A 16,182-nucleotide genomic window follows, 5' to 3' on the forward strand; every position below is an offset into this window, starting at 1 on the left:
TACCGACCCAGGAATGAGGGATCAGCCATGAGCAGCACCACCGTGGAGCTGACCAAGGAGAACTTCGACCAGATGGTCACGGACAACGAGTTCGTCCTGATCGACTTCTGGGCTGCCTGGTGCGGGCCGTGCCGTATGTTCGCGCCGGTCTACGAGAAGGCGGCGCAGGACAATCCCGACCTGGTGTTCGGCAAGGTGGACACGGAGGCGCAGCCGGAGCTGGCCGCGGCCTTCGGGATCCAGTCGATCCCCACCCTGATGATCGTCCGCGATCAGGTGGCCGTGTTCGCCCAGCCCGGAGCGCTGCCGGAGGCCGCCCTGGCGGACGTCATCGGGCAGGCCCGGAAGCTGGACATGGACGAGGTCCGCAAGTCGGTCGCCGGGCAGAAGGCCGAGGCGGCGGACGGGCAGCCGCAGGGCGAGTGACCTCCCGCCCCGGGGGCGGAACAACCCCGACGGCCCCGAGGGCCGCGACTCCCTCCTCCTGACGGCGGGAGTCGCGGCCGTCCGCGTGTGGGGGCGGGCCTCAGAACGGGTACTGCGCCACGTCCCCGCGTACGGTCGTCCAGCGCACGTCGGTGAACGCCTCCAGGTTCGCGTCGCCGCCGAAGCGCGAGCCGGTGCCGGACGCGGCGACCCCGCCGAAGGGGGCCACGGCCTCGTCGTTCACGGTCTGGTCGTTGATGTGCACGATGCCGGTGGGGATGCGTTCGGCCAGGTCGAGTCCGCGGGCGGCGTCGCGGGTGACGATGCCGAGCGAGAGTCCGTAGGCGCCGTCCGCGGCGAGCGCGGCGGCCTCGTCGGCGGTGTCGAAGACGCGTACCGGCGCGACCGGCCCGAAGACCTCCTCCGCGTAGGCGGGCGTGGTGTCGCCGACGTCGGCGAGGACGGTCGGCCGGTAGAAGAGGTCCTCGTGGGTGCCGCCGGCGGCGAGCCGGGCCCCGCCGGAGGTGCTGCCCTCCACCAGGGCGTGCACCTTGGCGAGCTGGGCCGCGTCGATGATCGGGCCGAGGTGGACCTGCGCGCGGTGCGGGTCGCCGACGGCGAGGGAGTCGGCGCGGGCGGCGAGCCGGTCGACGTACTCGTCGTAGAGCGAGCGGTGCACCAGGTGGCGGCCGGTGGTCATGCAGATCTGGCCCTGGTGGAAGAAGGAGCCCCAGGCGGCCGTGGAGATCACGGCCTCGATGTCGGCGTCCTCCAGCACCACCAGCGCGGAGTTGCCGCCGAGTTCGAGGTGGGCGCGCTTGAGGTGGCGGCCGGCCGCCTCGCCGACGGCGCGGCCCGCGGCGGTGGAGCCGGTGAAGGAGATGACGGGCACCTGCGGGTCGGCGACCAGCGCCTGGCCGACGTCGGCCCCGCCGGGCAGCACATGCAGCAGGTCCTCGGGCAGGCCGGCCTCCGCGAAGACCGCGGCGAGGGCGAGTCCGCCGCAGACGGCGGTGCGCGGGTCGGGCTTGAGGATCACCGCGTTGCCGAGCGCGAGGGCCGGCGCGACGGAGCGGATGGACAGGATCAGCGGGGCGTTGAACGGGGCGATCACGCCCACGACGCCGACCGGGACCCGGCGGGTGTAGGAGAGGCGGGGCGCCTCGGTGGGCAGCACCTGGCCGGCCGGGCGGGAGGCGAGGGCGGCGGCCTCGTAGCACTCCTGGGCGGCGACGTGCAGTTCGAAGTCGGCCTTGCCGGGGATGGAGCCCGATTCGCGCACGATCCATTCGCGCAGCTCCGCCGCGTGGGCGGCGAACAGGTCGCCGGCCTTGCGCAGCACGGCGGCGCGGGCGAAGTGCGGGGCCCGTGCCCAGGCGTGCTGGGCGGCGCGGCCGGCCCGGGCCGCGAGGGCCACGTCCTCGCCGCCGGCGAGGGTGACGGTGCCGAGCGCCTCGCCGGTGGCGGGCTCGGTGACGGTGTACTCAGGGCCCGACAACGGGCCGGGGCGGCCCGCCTGCCAGGTCTTCGGCTCGAGCAACGACATGTCCATGCGCTCCGATCGGATCACCGGTGGGTGCCCGCCGCTCACACGGCGAGCGGGAGTCCCGTGTAATGGACGGCCAGTTCAGCAGCCGCCGACCGGGATGCGACGATCCGGCGCAGGCGTGTGAGCTGCATCCGCCGATCGAACGCATCCCCGTTTGGTTGAGCGTGCAACATCTTAGTCATGTCATATGAGAATCGGGTTGCCTGCCACACGCGTTCCTGAGACCGCTCTGAGTAGGTGTCCAGCAGCGCCGTGGAACCGGTGCGGTGCACCTCGATCAGGGCCGGGGCGAGCAGCCGGATGTCGGAGACGGCGAGGTTCAGGCCCTTGGCGCCGGTCGGCGGCACGATGTGGGCGGCGTCGCCGGCCAGCAGCAGGCGGCCGTACCGCATCGGCTCGTGGACGTAACTGCGCATCGGCGTCACGGACTTGGCGGTGACCGGTCCACGTTCGAGGACCCAGTCGTCGTCGGTCGCGAACCGCGCGGCGAGCTCGTCCCAGATGCGCTCGTCGGGCCAGTCGGCGACGTCGGTGCCGTTGGGCACCTGGAGGTAGAGGCGGGAGACGGACGGCGAGCGCATGCTGTGCAGCGCGAAGCCGTTCTCCCCACGCGCATAGATCAGCTCCTCGCAGGACGGTGCCACGTCGGCGAGGATGCCGAGCCAGGAGTACGGAAACTCGTGCTCGTACGCCCGGCCGAGCGCGGCGGGCACGGCCGCGCGCGAGATGCCGTGGAAGCCGTCGCAGCCCGCCACCCAGTCGCAGCGCAGGGTGCGCTCGCGGCCCTCGTGGCGGAAGCGGACCACGGGCGCGCCGCCGTCCGCCCCCTCGATGGCGACCGCCTCGGCCTCGAACAGCAGCGGCGGCCCCTCGGCCAGCTGGAGCGCGACGAGGTCCTTCACGATCTCCGTCTGCGCGTAGATGGTGACGGTACGGCCGGCGAGCGCGGGGAAGTCGATGTGGTGACGCTCCCGCTCGAAGCGCAGCTCGATGCCGTGGTGCTCGAGGCCCTCGGCGTCCAGCCGCGCGCCCGCCCCGCAGGCGCGCAGCGCGTCGACCGTGCCCTGCTCCAGCATCCCGGCGCGCTGCCGGTGCTCGACGTACGCCCGGTCCCTGCTCTCCAGGACCACGCAGTCGACGCCGGCCAGATGCAGCATCCGGGCGAGCAGCAGCCCCGCCGGGCCGCCGCCGACGATACCGACCGTGGTGCGCATTCCGGCCTCCCCTGACGGGCGGGTCAGCTGGAGTCGCGGTGCACCACCGTGGCCCCCAGCGCTGTGTGCGTCTCGGGCGCGGCGCCGGGCTCGCGCACCGCGCGGTCGACCAGTTCCGCGAGGTCGCGACCGGAGGGCAGCTCCAGGTGCACCGTGCTCAGCCGGGGCCGCAGCAGCCGGCCGAGCATCAGGTCGTCGGCGCCGACGACGGCCGTGTCCTCGGGGATGCGCGCCCCGTCGTCCTGAAGGGCCCGCATCAGCAGCATGGCGTACTCGTCGTTGTACGCGAACACCCCGTCGAGCGCGAGTTCGCGGCAGCGGGCGGCGAGCCGGGCCGCGCACTCCTCGTCGTAGGCCAGCGGCAGCACGGTGACGGTCGCGTCCGTGTCGCGCAGGGCGTGCCGTACGCCGGCCAGGCGCGGCCGGGAGAAGGCGCGCAGGCCGGGCTCCTCGGGGACCACGACGCCGATGCGGCGGCGCCCCCGGGCGTACAGGTGCCCGGCGGCGCAGCGGCCGACCGCCTCGTGGTCCATGAGCAGGGCGTGCGCGCCGTCGACCGGTTCGGGTCCGAGGGTCACCACGGCGCGGGCGCCGGAGCGTTTGAGCACCGCCACGCCCTCGGGTCCGATGCCCGGACCGGGCACGATCACGGCGACGGGCCGCAGCTCGGCCCAGGCGCGGGCGGCCGCGTCGCCGTGCAGCCCGCCGGTGCCGTACAGCACGACGGTGTACTCCAGGCGGCCGAGGGCGCCTTGCAGGTCGCTGAGGAACTGGCTGTACAGGGGTCCGAGGGGGACGGCGGGGGCGGGCATGAGCACCATGCGGCTGTGCCCGGCGCGCAGGCTGCGCGCCGCGGCGTGCGGCACGTACCCGAGCTCTTTGGCCGCCTGGTGGACCCGGCGGCGCGTCGGCTCGCTGATCCGTACGGCACGGGTGTTGTTGAGGACGTAGGAGACGGTCGCGCGGGAGACGCCGGCCAGACGGGCCACGTCGGCGCTCGTGGGCACGGAGCGCTGCGCGGGCGGTAAGGAGGCGGGCGTGTTCGGTATCTGCACCATGACGTGACGCATCTTGGCAGAACCGGTCGCGGGGCAACGCGGCGGGGCAACGGGCGTCACGGAGACGGCATACCGGAAGGGATGGGTCCGGGTGGAGCCGGGCGCCGGGGCCCTGGAAGGGGCGGGTCCGGGCGGAGGCCAGGTGCCGGGAAGGGCCCGTTCGGGCGGGGGTGCGCGCCGGGGGCGCCGTGGCTACGCGCGTCACACGCGCGGACACGGCGAGTAGCACGTGTCAGCAGGGCGGTCGCGGCGGCTCCGTGCGCGTCACGCGGGCGACCAGGTCGATCCAGCCGCGCTCCAGCCGCTCCAGCGGCATCCCCCGCTGCCGGGTCAGGTGATGGACCAGGGCGGGGTCCAGGTGGGCGAGGAGGGTCTGCGCGAGCAGCTCGCAGTCGGCGTCCGGCACGATCTGCCGCAACAGCACGAAGACATGCGTCTGGAGGAACCGCAGCGACGGGTGGGCGAACCGGCGGGTCGGTTCGGGCAGGGCGGCGAGCTGGAGGTCGAGCTGTTCCGCCGACCGGTAGAGCACCGCCACCCCGAACGCGCGCAGCCGCTCCAGCGGCGGCGCGCCCGGCCCGAGCGGCGGCGGACCGCCGAGGAAGTCCGCCTGGAGGGTGCGGGAGGAGTGGTCGAGCAGCGCCATGAGCAGCCCGGTGCGGTCGCCGAAGCGACGGAAGACCGTGCCCTTGCCCACGTTCGCCGCCGCGGCCACCGCCTCCATGGTGACGCCGGCCACCCCGTGCTCCGCGATCAGCCGGGAGGCGGCCTCCAGCAGCCGGGCGCGGTTGCGGGCGGCGTCGGCCCGCAGGCACGGCTCGTCGGCCGCCGCGAAGCCCACGTCGAGCAGCTGGGGCGCGTCGAAGCGCTCGGGCGCGTCGAAGCGCTCGGGCGCGTCGAGCTGCTGCGGCGCGTCGACGGGCTCCGAGGACGGCGGGAAGGGCGGCGGCGCGCTGGACATGAACCCAGCGTAAAGCATCGGGAATGAAACTGGACCGCGGTCCGGTTATCCTGCTAGAAAGCTAACCGGACCCCGGTCCGGATTTGTTGCAGCAATGTTTCAGCCTTACGAAGCGAGCTGGGCGCTTTACGGCGTTTCAGCCCACCCCCCATTGGAGTGACCCCATGACCGTTCGCATCCTCGCGCTCGTCGGCAGCCTTCGCGCCGGTTCGCACAACCGTCAGCTCGCCGAGGCCGCCGTCCGCGTCGCCCCCGAGGGCTCCGAGGTCGAGCTGTTCGAGGGCCTCGCGGAGATCCCGTTCTACAACGAGGACATCGACGTCGAGGGCGCCGTGCCCGCCGCCGCCCAGAAGCTGCGGGAGGCCGCTCAGGCCGCCGACGCGTTCCTGCTGTTCGCCCCCGAGTACAACGGCACCATCCCGGCCGTGCTGAAGAACGCCATCGACTGGCTGTCCCGCCCGTACGGCTCCGGCGCCTTCGGCGGCAAGCCCGTCGCCGTGTTGGGCACCGCGTACGGCCAGTTCGGCGGCGTGTGGGCGCAGGACGAGACCCGCAAGGCCGTGGGCATCGCCGGCGGCAAGGTGCTCGAGGACGTCAAGCTGTCGATCCCGGGCTCCGTGGTCCGCTTCGCCGAGACCCACCCGTCCGACGACGCCGAGGTCGCGGCCGACCTGACCGAGGTCGTCGCCCGCCTGCACGGCCACGTGGGCGAGACCGCGGCGGCCTGACCGCTGCCGCGCGCATCCGATTCCGCGCGCAACCGAAGGGGCCGGAGTCCTGGTGACTCCGGCCCCTTCCGCGCGACCTCGGCCAGGCATCCGGTCGTCAACCACACCGGCAGCCGCTCGCCTACGACGTCAAGTCCGCACCCGTTCAGTCCAGTTCGGCCAGCCGCTCGACCGCCGGAGCCGCGAACCGCTCGATCCAGCCCGCGGGTTCGCCCACGCGCGGGCCGAGGATCACGGTGTCGATGCCGAACCCGGCGTAGCCGGACATGTCGTGGAGGAAGGCGTCGAGCTTCTCCTCCGTGGCGGCCTCGCCGACGTACACCGTGGTCTTGCGGATGGCGTCGTAGTCACGGCCGACGGCATCGCAGTGCCCGCGCAACACGCCCAGCTTGTGCCGGAGTTCGTCCGGCGAGGCGACGATCAGGTTGCAGGCGTCCGCGTACTGCGCGACCAGCCGCAGGGTCTTCTTCTCGCCCGTGCCGCCGATCATGATCTCGGGGTGCGGCGAGCTGACCGGGGCGGGCACGCACAGCGTCTCGGCGAGCCGGTAGTGCTCGCCCTCGAAGGGGCCGTTGTTGCCCGGATCCCACATCTGGAGGCAGATCCGCAGGGTCTCCTCCAGCCGCTCGAACCGCTCGGCGAGCGGCGGATAGGGCACGCCGAGGCCGTGGTGCTCGCGGTCGTACCAGGCCGCGCCGATGCCCAGCGTCCCGCGTCCGCCGGACACCACGTCGAGGGTCGTGGCGATCTTGGCCAGAAGGCCCGGGTGACGGTACGTCACCCCTGTTACCAGCGCGCCGAGTTGCACGGTCGAGGTCACGCCCGCGAGGAAGCCGAGGGTGGTGTACGCCTCCAGCATGTCGTCCTCGGCACCGCCGTTGAACTCCATCTGGAAATAGTGGTCCATCACCGAGAGCCAGGCGACCCCCGCCGCCTCGGCGGCCGCACCCGCCGCGGCCAGCTCGGCGCCGATCGCGGGGCCGCCCCCGGAGTGGTTGAACCGGTTGATGTGCACGCCCACGCGCATGCGGATCTCCGTTCCGGCCGGATCGCCCGTCGTACCTCGGACACGGTCTCGTCACCGCCGACGCTAGTTCGTCGAGTGCGCTCGAAGTCAACCTTGGCCGGGCGACACCTCGCCGTTCGGATCATGCTCCGGCGGCGAGCCTGCCGTACGACCGCGGGGGGCCGATCGCAGAATCCCACCATGACGGAGAACTGGGAGATCCGGGAGGCCGGACCGGCGGACGCCGGGCGCAAGGCGCTGCTGCTGCCGGGCGGGCTGTGCACGACCGAGTTCTACGCCGACGTGATGGCCGAGCCGAAGCTGTCGGCGGCCGGTCTCGGACTGGTCGCGGTGACCCTGCCCGGGTTCGGGCGGACGGACCCGCCCTGGGACGTCACGGTGGAGAACTACGCGCAGCTGATGGCGGACCACGCCCGCGCGACCGGCTGCGACGTCGTCGTGGGCCACAGCTACGGGGCGAACGTCGCCCTGGAGATGGGCGCCGCGGGGCTGTTCGACGGACCGCTGGTGCTGCTGTCGCCGTCGTTCTCCCGCAAGGACGAGTCGTCGATGATGGGCTTCCTGGACCGGCTGGGCGGCATCTCGGGGGTGGGGCCGCTGGCCTGGTCGGCGCTGGTGAAGGCGGCGCCGAGGCTGGCGCGCTCCAGCCTGCCGCCGGAGCGCGCGGACACGCTCGCCGCGGTGCTGGGCAACAACGATCCGGCGGTCGCCCGGACCATCGTCCACGCCTACTTCCAGTACCTGGACCTGCACGGCTCGCTCGCCCCGCGGCTGTGCGAGGCGGGCAACCGGGCCTGGGTGGCCTTCGGCGACCACGACGAGATCGGCCTCCAGCCGGACGAGGAGAAGGTCCTGCTGGACTGCCCCCGGGTCACGACGGTGACCGTGCCCGACGCCGGTCACCTGCTCCTGGTGGAGCAGCCGGCCGCGATCGCGGACCTGGTCCTGGAGGCGGCCGCCGCGGTCTGACCCGCTCGCGCGCGGCCGGGGCGGCTCACGACGTCCCGATCGGCAGCGCGTCCTGGTAGCCGTTGACCGGGCGGCGGACCTTCTTCAGGGTGCGGACGTCGATGGCGACGGGCGCCGAGGCGGTGCCCAGGGTGCCGCCCGGGTGCCAGGTGCCGGTGACGCTGACCCAGGTGTTCGCGCGCGGCGCGGGGACGCCGTAGATGCGGACCTTCACGGACTGGGCGTCGGCGGCGCAGCAGCTGAGGATGATCCGGGTCAGCTCCCAGGTGCTGCCGGCCCCGGGCGTGACGAAGCCGGTCATCCGCACGGTACGGCTCCGGATGGCGAGCCCCTTGTCCTGCTGCACCCGGTGGGTGAAGTCGGTCAGCGTGATGGGGAGCGGCGAGGTGGCCGGCAGCGGGTCGAAGTGCTCCTGCGCGTCGACCGCCTTGGGTGCCTCGCGGGCGGCGGTGTACGCGCCGAGGGCGGGCGGGGCGTAGAAGATCAGACTCAGCGCGGGGAGCAGCAGCAGCCAGGAGACGCGCGGCAGGCGGGAGTGGTCGTGTCCGTGGTGCCCCTCGCCGACCGCACGACCCGCATCCGCTTCGCCGCCTTCCCCGCTCGCGCCGGTACCGAGACCGGCGCCCGCGCCGCTGCCGTGACCGCCGTGCGCGTCAGCGCCCGCGCCGCTGCCGTGACCGCCGTGCGGGTCAGCGCCCGCGCCGCTGCCGTGACCGCCGTGCGCGTCATCGCCCGCGCCGGACCGCAGCGACCAGGCCTCCGCGACGCCGAGCGCCAGCAGCACGGCCCCGGACGCCACCAGCAGCGGACGCATCCCCTCCTTGACGTACCGGAGGTAGTCGTCGGTGAAGAGGGAGACGTGCAGCAGCCCGAGACCGCTGAGGACGAGCAGGGTCACCTGGACGAACCGCTTCACAGCAGCACCCCTCCGATCGCGGCACTGCACAGGACGGCCACGACCAGGGTGGCCGTGGAGAAGCGGGCGGCGAAGGCCCGTCCGAAGGTGCCGGCCTGAAGGGCGATGAGCTTCAGATCGACCATCGGCCCCACGACCATGAAGGCGAGCCGTGCCGTCGGCGAGAACCCGGCCAGGGAGGCGGCGACGAAGGCGTCGGCCTCCGAGCACACGGCGAGCAGCACGGCGAGCGAGGCGAGGAAGAGCACGGAGAGCCAGGGCGAACCGGAGAACGTGTCCAGCACGGACCGCGGCACGGCCACGTTGAAGGTCGCGGCGGCCATCGCCCCGACGACGAGGAACCCGCCCGCGTGCAGGAAGTCGTGCTGGAAGCCCTGCCGGAACTCCCGCCACCGGCCGGCCCCTTCCCGGTGCCCGGTGTGCCGGACGGCCGGCCGCAGCCACTTCTCCTTGCCCAGCCAGAGCCAGAGCCAGCCCATGATCGCGGCCGTGGCGAGCGAGGCGAGCAGCCGGGCCAGCACCATGACGGGACGGCCGGGGAAGGCGATCGCGGTGGCGGTGAGCACGACGGGGTTGATCGCGGGCGCGGAGAGCAGGAACGCGAACGCGGCGGCCGGCGTGACACCGCGGCCGATGAGGCTGTTGGCCACCGGCACCGACGCGCACTCGCACCCGGGCAGCACCACCCCGGCGACGCCCGCGACGGGCACGGCGAGCACGGGTCGGCGCGGCAGCAGGCGGCTGAACACCCGTTCCGGGACGAAGGCGTTGATGGCTCCGGAGAGCGCGGTGCCGAGCAGCAGGAAGGGCATGGCCTGCACGGTGATCGCGAGACAGACCGTCCGCCACGCCTGCATCGCGGGCGCGTCCGACCACCGGCCGATCACCACGATCAGCACCCCGGGCAGAAGGGCCGCCCCGAGCAGCAGCACCGGCCAGTGCCGCGGCCACCCGGCCCCGGCCTCGGTCCCGGCTCCCGAGGCGCTGCCCCCGGCCGCCTCGGCCGCCTCGGCCGCCTCGGCCGGCCGCCCGCGCCCCCAACGGCCACGGCCGGTTCGTCAGTTGTGTGCACACCGGCTCCATCGGTACGACGATTCCGGATCAACATAGCGGTGCCCGGAACGGGCCCGGCGAAGGGGCCCGGCCGACGGGCCGACGGTGCAGGACGCGGCACCGGCGGCCCGCGGGCCGTCACACGGGCACGGGGCGCTGACCGGACGGCGTGCGACGGGCGGCGGGCCCGTCGAGGTGGACGACGACGGTCGAGTAGAACCGGTGCACGGCGTCGTCGACGCTGCGGATGAAGCCGCTCTCGGCGTTGCCCCGGCCGCTGCCCATGCCCTTGACGAGGGACAGGCGGAAGCCGGTGATCGAGCTGTCGGCGGACTTCGGGAGCAGGTCACCGGGTTCCGGCCGGAGCCGCTCCAGCGTGCCCCGGGGGCCCTTGCCCTCGCCCTCCACCAGCGTCTCGACATGCAGGTCCGCGGGCGCGTCCGCGAGTCTGCGGACCAGCCGCTTGGCCCAGGAGAGCGGGTAGCCCTGCGCGGGGGCCGGGATCTCGATGGACGTCCGCACCCTGCCGGTGCGCAGGTCGGCGCCGATCGCGAGGACGCCGGGGGTGCCGTCGATGCGCAGTTCGGCCTGGAGCCTGCCCTCCGCGCAGAGCTGGTCGGCGAGGGCGCCGCGGCGGATGCCCGGGTCCGTGCCGCGCCGGGCGCGCTGCACGGGCAGGACGCGCTGGCCGAGTTCGCCGCCGAGCCGCAGGCAGACCTGGCGGACGAGCCGCTCCCAGCTCTCGACGACCTCCAGGGCGCGGGGGTCGCCGTGGCACAGCGTCTCGTCGTCGATGCCGTTGCGCACGGGGACCCAGGCGGGGCCCATGTTCTGGAAGCCGTGGCATCCGGAGTTCTCGTGCTGGAGGTAGTGGAGCAGCTCCTCCAGCAGCCAGGCGTGCGCGCCGTTGCCGACGCCCTCGTGCCGGATCAGCATCTGGGCCTGGTGCGCGACCTCCGCCCAGGAGAGGTGCCACAGCGCCACCTTGTGCTTGCGGCGGCGGTCGACCTTGACCTCCACGAGCGGAGTGCCCTCCAGCGCCACGTCGTTGGAGAGCGTGATCACGGCCTCGTAGCCGCGGCGCGCGGCGATGTCCATGTACGCCTGGACCTGTTCGGCGCGCAGCGCGTTGCCGTTGGTCTTCGTCTCGACGAGCGCCGTCCACAGCTTCCCGGCCCGCTCCACCCGGATGACGCCGTCGGGGCGTCGCGGGCCGTCGCCGTGCGGCAGGGAGACCTCCGTGAACGTCTCCATCCGCCCGGCCGGCGCCCCGAACGCGGCGGTGAGCCGCCGGCCGAACTCGGGGACCTGCGCCATCACCGACAGCAGCACCGACGTGGCGCGCGTCTCGCGGTCCCGGTCGCTCTTGAGCGCCGAGACGGGGAAGAGCCGCGCCTCCCGCCAGGAGTCGTTCTCCGCAAGGGACTTCTTGGGCCCGGCGGGGAGGGTGACCTTCTTCTTCGCGGTACGGGGCCGGTCGGCGGGGACCGGCCGCGCCGCCTCGCCCTCGGACCGGCGCGGCGCGGGTACGGCGTCCAGGGCGGCGCGCGGGGCGGGAGCGGCGGGCAGGTCCGGGGCGGGTACGGCGGGGAGGTCCGGGGCGGGCACGGCTGTTCCCGTCTCCCGCCGTACGGCACCGGCGACCGCGTCCCCGGCGGGGCGGCCGTCGTCCCCGGCGCCGCGCGTGTTCGCCACAACCCCCGCTTGCCCCGCGTTCCCCGCGTCCCCCACGTGCCCCGTGGCGTCGGCCGCATCGGCGGCCTCGGTGGTGTCGGCGGCGTCGGCGGCCTCGCCGGCATCAACGGCCTCGCCCGCGTCGTCGTCGATGTCGACGCCGAAGTCCGTCGCGAGACCGGCGAGGCCGCTCGCGTACCCCTGGCCGACGGCGCGGAACTTCCACTCGCCGCCTCTGCGGTACAGCTCGCCGAAGATGATGGCGGCGACCTCGCCCGCGTCGTCGATGGCGTAACGGAGCAGCCGTTCGCCGGAGCTGTCGGCGAGCGTGACCTGGAGATCCTCCAGGTCCCCGAAGCGGGCTGCCGCGTAGCGGCTCGCGGCGACGACCAGCCGGTCGACGTCGGGCGCGACCGCCGTCAGGTCGAAGCCGATCCGGTCCTCGCTGCCGTCCCGCGTGGGCGTCTTGCCCAGCAGCTGCACGCTGCCGTCGGCGGCCACCGGGTTGTTGTAGAAGCAGAAGTCGGCGTCGCTGCGGACCTTTCCGTTCGCGTCCAGCAGGAGCACGGAGACGTCCGCGTCGCCCTCGCCGGTCGGACTCGTCCAGCTCAGACCGACGATCACGGAACCGGCGTCCTCGCTCAGGGCCGCCAGGGCGACGTTCGACCCCTTGACCATGTCGTGCACAAAGCCCCCCAAGATCACATGCGTGAGCACCTCGTCGTGCTCGGCCCAACTGCCCGTACCGCACCGGGGCGTGGCAAACGGGACGGGTAGGACTGTAGTGCCCACGTATCGGATCCGTGGAGGAAAGGTGAAGGTGACGGGCTGGGCTCAGTGGCCCCGGAAAGCCTCCTCCAGCCACCAGGCCCCGCGGTCCGCGACCACCTTCGCGTCGATCAGCAGCGGGGCGGTGCGCGGCCCGGCCAGCCAGTCGGAGAGCGGCTTCAGATCGGCCGGGGTGCGGACGGTCGCCGTGTCGAAGCCGTAGCCGTGGGCGAGGGCGGCGATGTCGGTCGCGGGGAAGCGGACGGTGTCCAGGGGGTGGCCGTCGGGGCCGAAGTGGTGGACCTCGGCGCCGTACGCGTCGTCGTTGTAGACGATGACGACCATCGGCAGGGACAGGCGGCGTACGGTGTCGAGTTCGGCGGCGCCCATCAGCGCGCCGCCGTCACCCAGGGCGGCGACCGGGAGGCGGTCCGGGCGGGCCAGGGCGGCGCCGATCGCGGTGGCGAGGCCCAGGCCGATCGACTGGAACGCCTGCGTGAAGCACAGGCCGTTCTCGTCCGGCACCGACAAGTACATCGTCGGGTAGCCCATGAAGTTGCCCGAGTCCACGCCGATCACCCGCTCCGCGGGCAGCAGTTCGTCGAGGGCGACGGACAGGGTGCGCGGATCGATCCGGTCCCGGGTGCCGGTGTCGTCGTAGGGCACGTCGCGCCAGCGCAGCCGGGCGGCGAGGGCGGCCGCGACCTCGGGGGTGCGACAGCCCTCGCGGGGTGGGCCGGTGAGCGTGTCGAGCACCCGCCGCGCGGTCACCACGGTGTCGCCGGTGACGGCCAGGTCCAGCGGGCGGTGCGCGCCCAGGGCCGCCGGGTCGTCGTCGATCTGCGCCACGGCGGTGTCCGGGCCGATGAGGCTCCCGTGCCGGGTCGTCCACATGTTCAGGGCGCAGCCCCAGCCGACCACCAGGTCGGCGCCGCGGATCAGTTCGGCGGCGAGCGGGGAGGCGAAGCCGCCGGAGACGTCCAGGGACCACGGGTCGCCGTGGAACAGGCCGCGGGCCACGGCCGAGGTGGCCAGGAGCGCGCCGCAGCGGTCGGCGAGCGCGGTCAGCGCCTCGCGGCAGCCGGGCGTGCGGGCGCCGCGGCCCGCCACGAACACCGGGCGGCGGGCCCGAGCGAGACGTTCGGCGAGCGCCGCGACCTCGTCCTCGGCGGGCTCGACGGCGGGGCGCGCAGGCGGTGGCGCGACCCCGGTGAGCGCGCCCTCGGGGACCTCCACCTGCTGGACGTCCAGCGGCAGGTTGAGCAGGACCGTACGCCGCTCGTGCACGGCCCGTCGTACGGCCTCGCAGGCCATCACGACCGCGTCGGCCGCCGACGTCACCCGCAGCGGGAGCGCGCCGACGGCGCGGGCCAACGCGTCCTGGTCGACATGGAAGTTGGAGTTCGGCGCGGTCGCCTCGGCGGCCAACACGATCATGGGTGTACGGGACTTCGCCGCCTCGGTGACGCCCGTCAGCGCGTTGGTGAGGCCGGGGCCCTGGTGGACGGTGAGCACGGCAGGGGTGCCGCTGACGCGCGCGTAGGCGTCGGCCATCGTCGCCGCGCCGCCCTCGTGGCGGGCGGCCACGAACCGGGCGCCGCCCGCGACGAGCCCGCCCGTCGGATGGAAGTTGCCGGAGCCGACCACGCCGAAGGCCTGCCGGACACCGGACGCCGCCAGGGCCCGGCCCACCGCCTCCCCGGCCTTCACCGGCACTCCACCAGCGCGAGCACGCGCGCGGGTGCCCCCGATCCGGCGACGATCGGCAGCGGGCCCGTGACGACGACCGCCCCGGTCGGGGGCAGTTCCGCCAGGTTCCGCAGCTGGGTGAGGCCGTACTTGCCGCTGCCCATCAGGTACGAGTGGCACGGGAACGCCGGGTCGAACCCGAACGCGACGCCCGCGTCGGTGCCCACCGTCTCCACGCCGAGGCCGATCACCGGCGACTCGTGCGCGACCCAGCGGGCGCACTCCGGCGACAGGCCCGGCGTGTGCGGGCCGCGCTCGTCGGCGTTGAGAAAGCTCTCCTGGGAGCCGGCGTGCGCGCTCCAGCCGGTGCGCACCAGCAGCCAGCCGCCGTCCGGCAGCGGGCCGTGCTCGGCCTCGAAGGCGCGCACGTGGTCGACCTCGACGAGGAAGTCGGGGTCCTTGGCCGTCTCGGCGGTGACGTCCAGGACGGCGGCCGGCGCGACCAGCCTGCCCGCCGGTACGGACGCCACGTCGTCGAGGTCCCGGCCGGTGACCCAGTGGTTGGGCGCGTCGAAGTGGGTGCCGGTGTGCTCGCCGCTGCGGAAGTTGTTCCAGTACCAGGCGGGGCCGCGGTCGTCGTACCGGCTGATCTCCTCCAGTTCGAACACGGCGGTCTGGCCGAACTCGGGCGGCAGCTGGATCACGGGGGTCGCCGAGGACAGGGGCGAGGTGAGGTCGACGACCTCGATCGATCCGTCGCGCAGGGCGGACACCAGGGCGGTGAGGAGGGACGGCTCGGGCATGACTGCCTCCTGGGCGTGGCCGGAACCCTCAGCATTCCAGCCGGGCCGCTCCGCGGGGAGGGGACGGGAGGCCGTGTCGGGGGCTTCGGGCACGCTCGCCCGCCCGCGTGCGGGGGCTCGGAGGGCGGGGGCTCGGCGGGCCGCCGGCCGCACGCGCCGCGCCGAACGTCGATGAATCGATGTGGTCGGCGCGTAGCAACTCGATGGACGCAGCATGCACTTGACCGTCTGAAAATTTCAACTTGCCTGTTGCGAGCTGTTGTTGGCAGGTGCCACAGTGGATTCATCGTCCGGACTCAGGAACGGGCGTGACCAGGCGGCCCGGTCGGGGGAGACGGGGCCGCACCTGCACCCCTCGGTGCGCAGGCATACGAAAGGCGTACGGCGATGGCTCCGCCCTCTCTCCCCCGGCCGCTGAACCGCGGGCCCGAGGACGGCGAGCTGTCCGGTCGGCCGAACGAGCGACCCTGGCCCACCGCGGAACGGCACCACCCCGCCGAACCACCCGGAGGCGAGCGCCTCGGTCGACTCCCTGGGCCGCCCGGCCCCGACCGCCTCGCCTCCGGGGACCCGCACGAGGCCGGAAGACCGCACGAGGCCGGGAATCCGCACGAGGCCGGGAAGCCGCACCACGATCCGGACGAGCCGCCCGCGCCCGGAGATCCGCTCGGTTCCGGGGTCCCGCTCGACTGCGAGGCGCCGCTCGGTCGCGGGGTGCAGCTCGGTCGCGAGGCCCCGCCAGGCCATGAGGCGGCGCTCGGTCACGAGGCCCCGCCCGGTCACGAGGTGGCGCCCGGCCATGAGGTGTCGCTCGGTTCCGAGGCCCGGCCCGCGCACCGCGTCGAGGTGTTCCACCTCGTGGCCACCCCCGCGGCGGTGTCCCTCGCCCGCCACCGCGTCCGCGCGCTGCTGACCGAATGGGGCGTGGACGACGACGTACTCGACGACGTCGCCCTCGTGACCTCCGAGCTTGTCACCAACGCGCTGACCCACTCCGGGAGTTCGCGCATCGTGTGCCGGGTGCACGGCGGGGCCGGCGCCGTACGGGTCGAGGTGGAGGACCAGGACCTCGGCGCCGGTCTGCCCGTCCCGCGTGAGCCCGGCCCCGACGACCAGGGCGGCCGCGGGCTCCTCCTGGTCGGGGCGCTCAGCGGCGACTGGGGCGTCAGCCGCGTCCCGGGCCGGCCGGGCCGCGTGGTCTGGGCCGAACTGAAGGCGCACACCCCGCCCACCGCCGCACCCACGCCCGAGGACCCCGCCCCCGCCGACCCCACCCCCACCGAACGCGCGGCGCGCCCCGGCGTCGCCCGGCCCATCCCCCACTCGGCCGAAGGACCCTTCCCGCAT

Annotated in this window: 14 protein-coding genes; 4 read left to right on the forward strand and 10 right to left on the reverse strand. The window is 74.1% G+C overall.

The window, feature by feature from the left end; translation table 11 throughout:
* Positions 1 to 27 precede the first annotated feature (27 nt).
* A complete protein-coding gene (gene trxA, locus WN71_RS18405) occupies positions 28 to 426 on the forward strand; it encodes a thioredoxin (protein ID WP_046582785.1) in 399 nt (132 codons plus the stop codon).
* 100 nt (positions 427 to 526) lie between these two features.
* On the opposite strand, the gene WN71_RS18410 is transcribed toward trxA, so the two are convergent.
* The 4 genes from WN71_RS18410 to WN71_RS18425 form a co-directional block, all read right to left on the reverse strand.
* Positions 527 to 1,972 (reverse strand): aldehyde dehydrogenase family protein, encoded by a 1,446-nt coding sequence (locus WN71_RS18410; protein WP_046582880.1) that lies wholly within the window; start codon positions 1,970 to 1,972, stop codon positions 527 to 529.
* Between the two features lie 41 nt (positions 1,973 to 2,013).
* Positions 2,014 to 3,189: a 4-hydroxybenzoate 3-monooxygenase gene (locus WN71_RS18415; RefSeq protein WP_046582784.1), complete on the reverse strand. Its 1,176-nt coding sequence runs from the start codon at positions 3,187 to 3,189 to the stop codon at positions 2,014 to 2,016.
* A 23-nt stretch (positions 3,190 to 3,212) separates the two neighbouring features.
* Entirely contained in the window at positions 3,213 to 4,259 is a 1,047-nt protein-coding gene (locus tag WN71_RS18420) for a LacI family DNA-binding transcriptional regulator (protein WP_107469682.1), read from the reverse strand.
* A gap of 220 nt (positions 4,260 to 4,479) precedes the next feature.
* Positions 4,480 to 5,226, reverse strand: a complete 747-nt coding sequence (locus tag WN71_RS18425; protein WP_206300099.1) for a TetR/AcrR family transcriptional regulator — start codon at positions 5,224 to 5,226, stop codon at positions 4,480 to 4,482.
* A gap of 146 nt (positions 5,227 to 5,372) precedes the next feature.
* Between WN71_RS18425 and WN71_RS18430 the strand changes: the two genes are divergently transcribed.
* Complete coding sequence (locus tag WN71_RS18430; protein WP_046582781.1) at positions 5,373 to 5,936, forward strand: NAD(P)H-dependent oxidoreductase; 564 nt, start codon at positions 5,373 to 5,375, stop codon at positions 5,934 to 5,936.
* A 145-nt stretch (positions 5,937 to 6,081) separates the two neighbouring features.
* Here the strand turns inward: WN71_RS18430 and WN71_RS18435 are convergent, their stop codons facing one another.
* Positions 6,082 to 6,963: an LLM class F420-dependent oxidoreductase gene (locus WN71_RS18435; RefSeq protein WP_046582780.1), complete on the reverse strand. Its 882-nt coding sequence runs from the start codon at positions 6,961 to 6,963 to the stop codon at positions 6,082 to 6,084.
* Positions 6,964 to 7,143: 180 nt separating this feature from the next.
* Here WN71_RS18435 and WN71_RS18440 point away from each other — a divergent pair, with 180 nt between their 5' ends.
* Positions 7,144 to 7,932 (forward strand): alpha/beta fold hydrolase, encoded by a 789-nt coding sequence (locus WN71_RS18440; RefSeq protein WP_046582779.1) that lies wholly within the window; start codon positions 7,144 to 7,146, stop codon positions 7,930 to 7,932.
* A 25-nt stretch (positions 7,933 to 7,957) separates the two neighbouring features.
* Here WN71_RS18440 and WN71_RS18445 read toward each other — a convergent pair whose 3' ends face one another.
* The 5 genes from WN71_RS18445 to WN71_RS18465 all read right to left on the reverse strand — a co-directional run bounded on the left by WN71_RS18445 (position 7,958) and on the right by WN71_RS18465 (position 14,835).
* Positions 7,958 to 8,848, reverse strand: a complete 891-nt coding sequence (locus tag WN71_RS18445; RefSeq protein WP_046582777.1) for a TIGR03943 family putative permease subunit — start codon at positions 8,846 to 8,848, stop codon at positions 7,958 to 7,960.
* Positions 8,845 to 9,774: a permease gene (locus tag WN71_RS18450; RefSeq protein ID WP_046582876.1), complete on the reverse strand. Its 930-nt coding sequence runs from the start codon at positions 9,772 to 9,774 to the stop codon at positions 8,845 to 8,847. The genes WN71_RS18445 and WN71_RS18450 overlap by 4 nt, the downstream gene beginning before the upstream one ends.
* 265 nt (positions 9,775 to 10,039) lie before the next feature.
* The gene (locus WN71_RS18455; RefSeq protein ID WP_206300101.1) at positions 10,040 to 12,253 is read right to left on the reverse strand and encodes a TerD family protein; all 2,214 of its coding nucleotides are present in this window, start codon (positions 12,251 to 12,253) and stop codon (positions 10,040 to 10,042) included.
* Between the two features lie 156 nt (positions 12,254 to 12,409).
* Entirely contained in the window at positions 12,410 to 14,053 is a 1,644-nt protein-coding gene (locus tag WN71_RS18460; RefSeq protein WP_046582773.1) for a thiamine pyrophosphate-binding protein, read from the reverse strand.
* Positions 14,050 to 14,835 (reverse strand): cyclase family protein, encoded by a 786-nt coding sequence (locus WN71_RS18465; protein ID WP_046582772.1) that lies wholly within the window; start codon positions 14,833 to 14,835, stop codon positions 14,050 to 14,052. Before WN71_RS18465 ends, WN71_RS18460 begins: the two co-directional genes overlap by 4 nt.
* Positions 14,836 to 15,222: 387 nt before the next feature.
* Here WN71_RS18465 and WN71_RS41500 point away from each other — a divergent pair.
* Positions 15,223 to 16,182: ATP-binding protein (locus WN71_RS41500; protein WP_143074846.1), on the forward strand; the 960-nt coding region annotated here is incomplete at its 3' end.

The sequence above is a fragment of the Streptomyces mangrovisoli genome, assembly GCF_000974985.2.
Taxonomy (GTDB): domain Bacteria; phylum Actinomycetota; class Actinomycetes; order Streptomycetales; family Streptomycetaceae; genus Streptomyces; species Streptomyces mangrovisoli.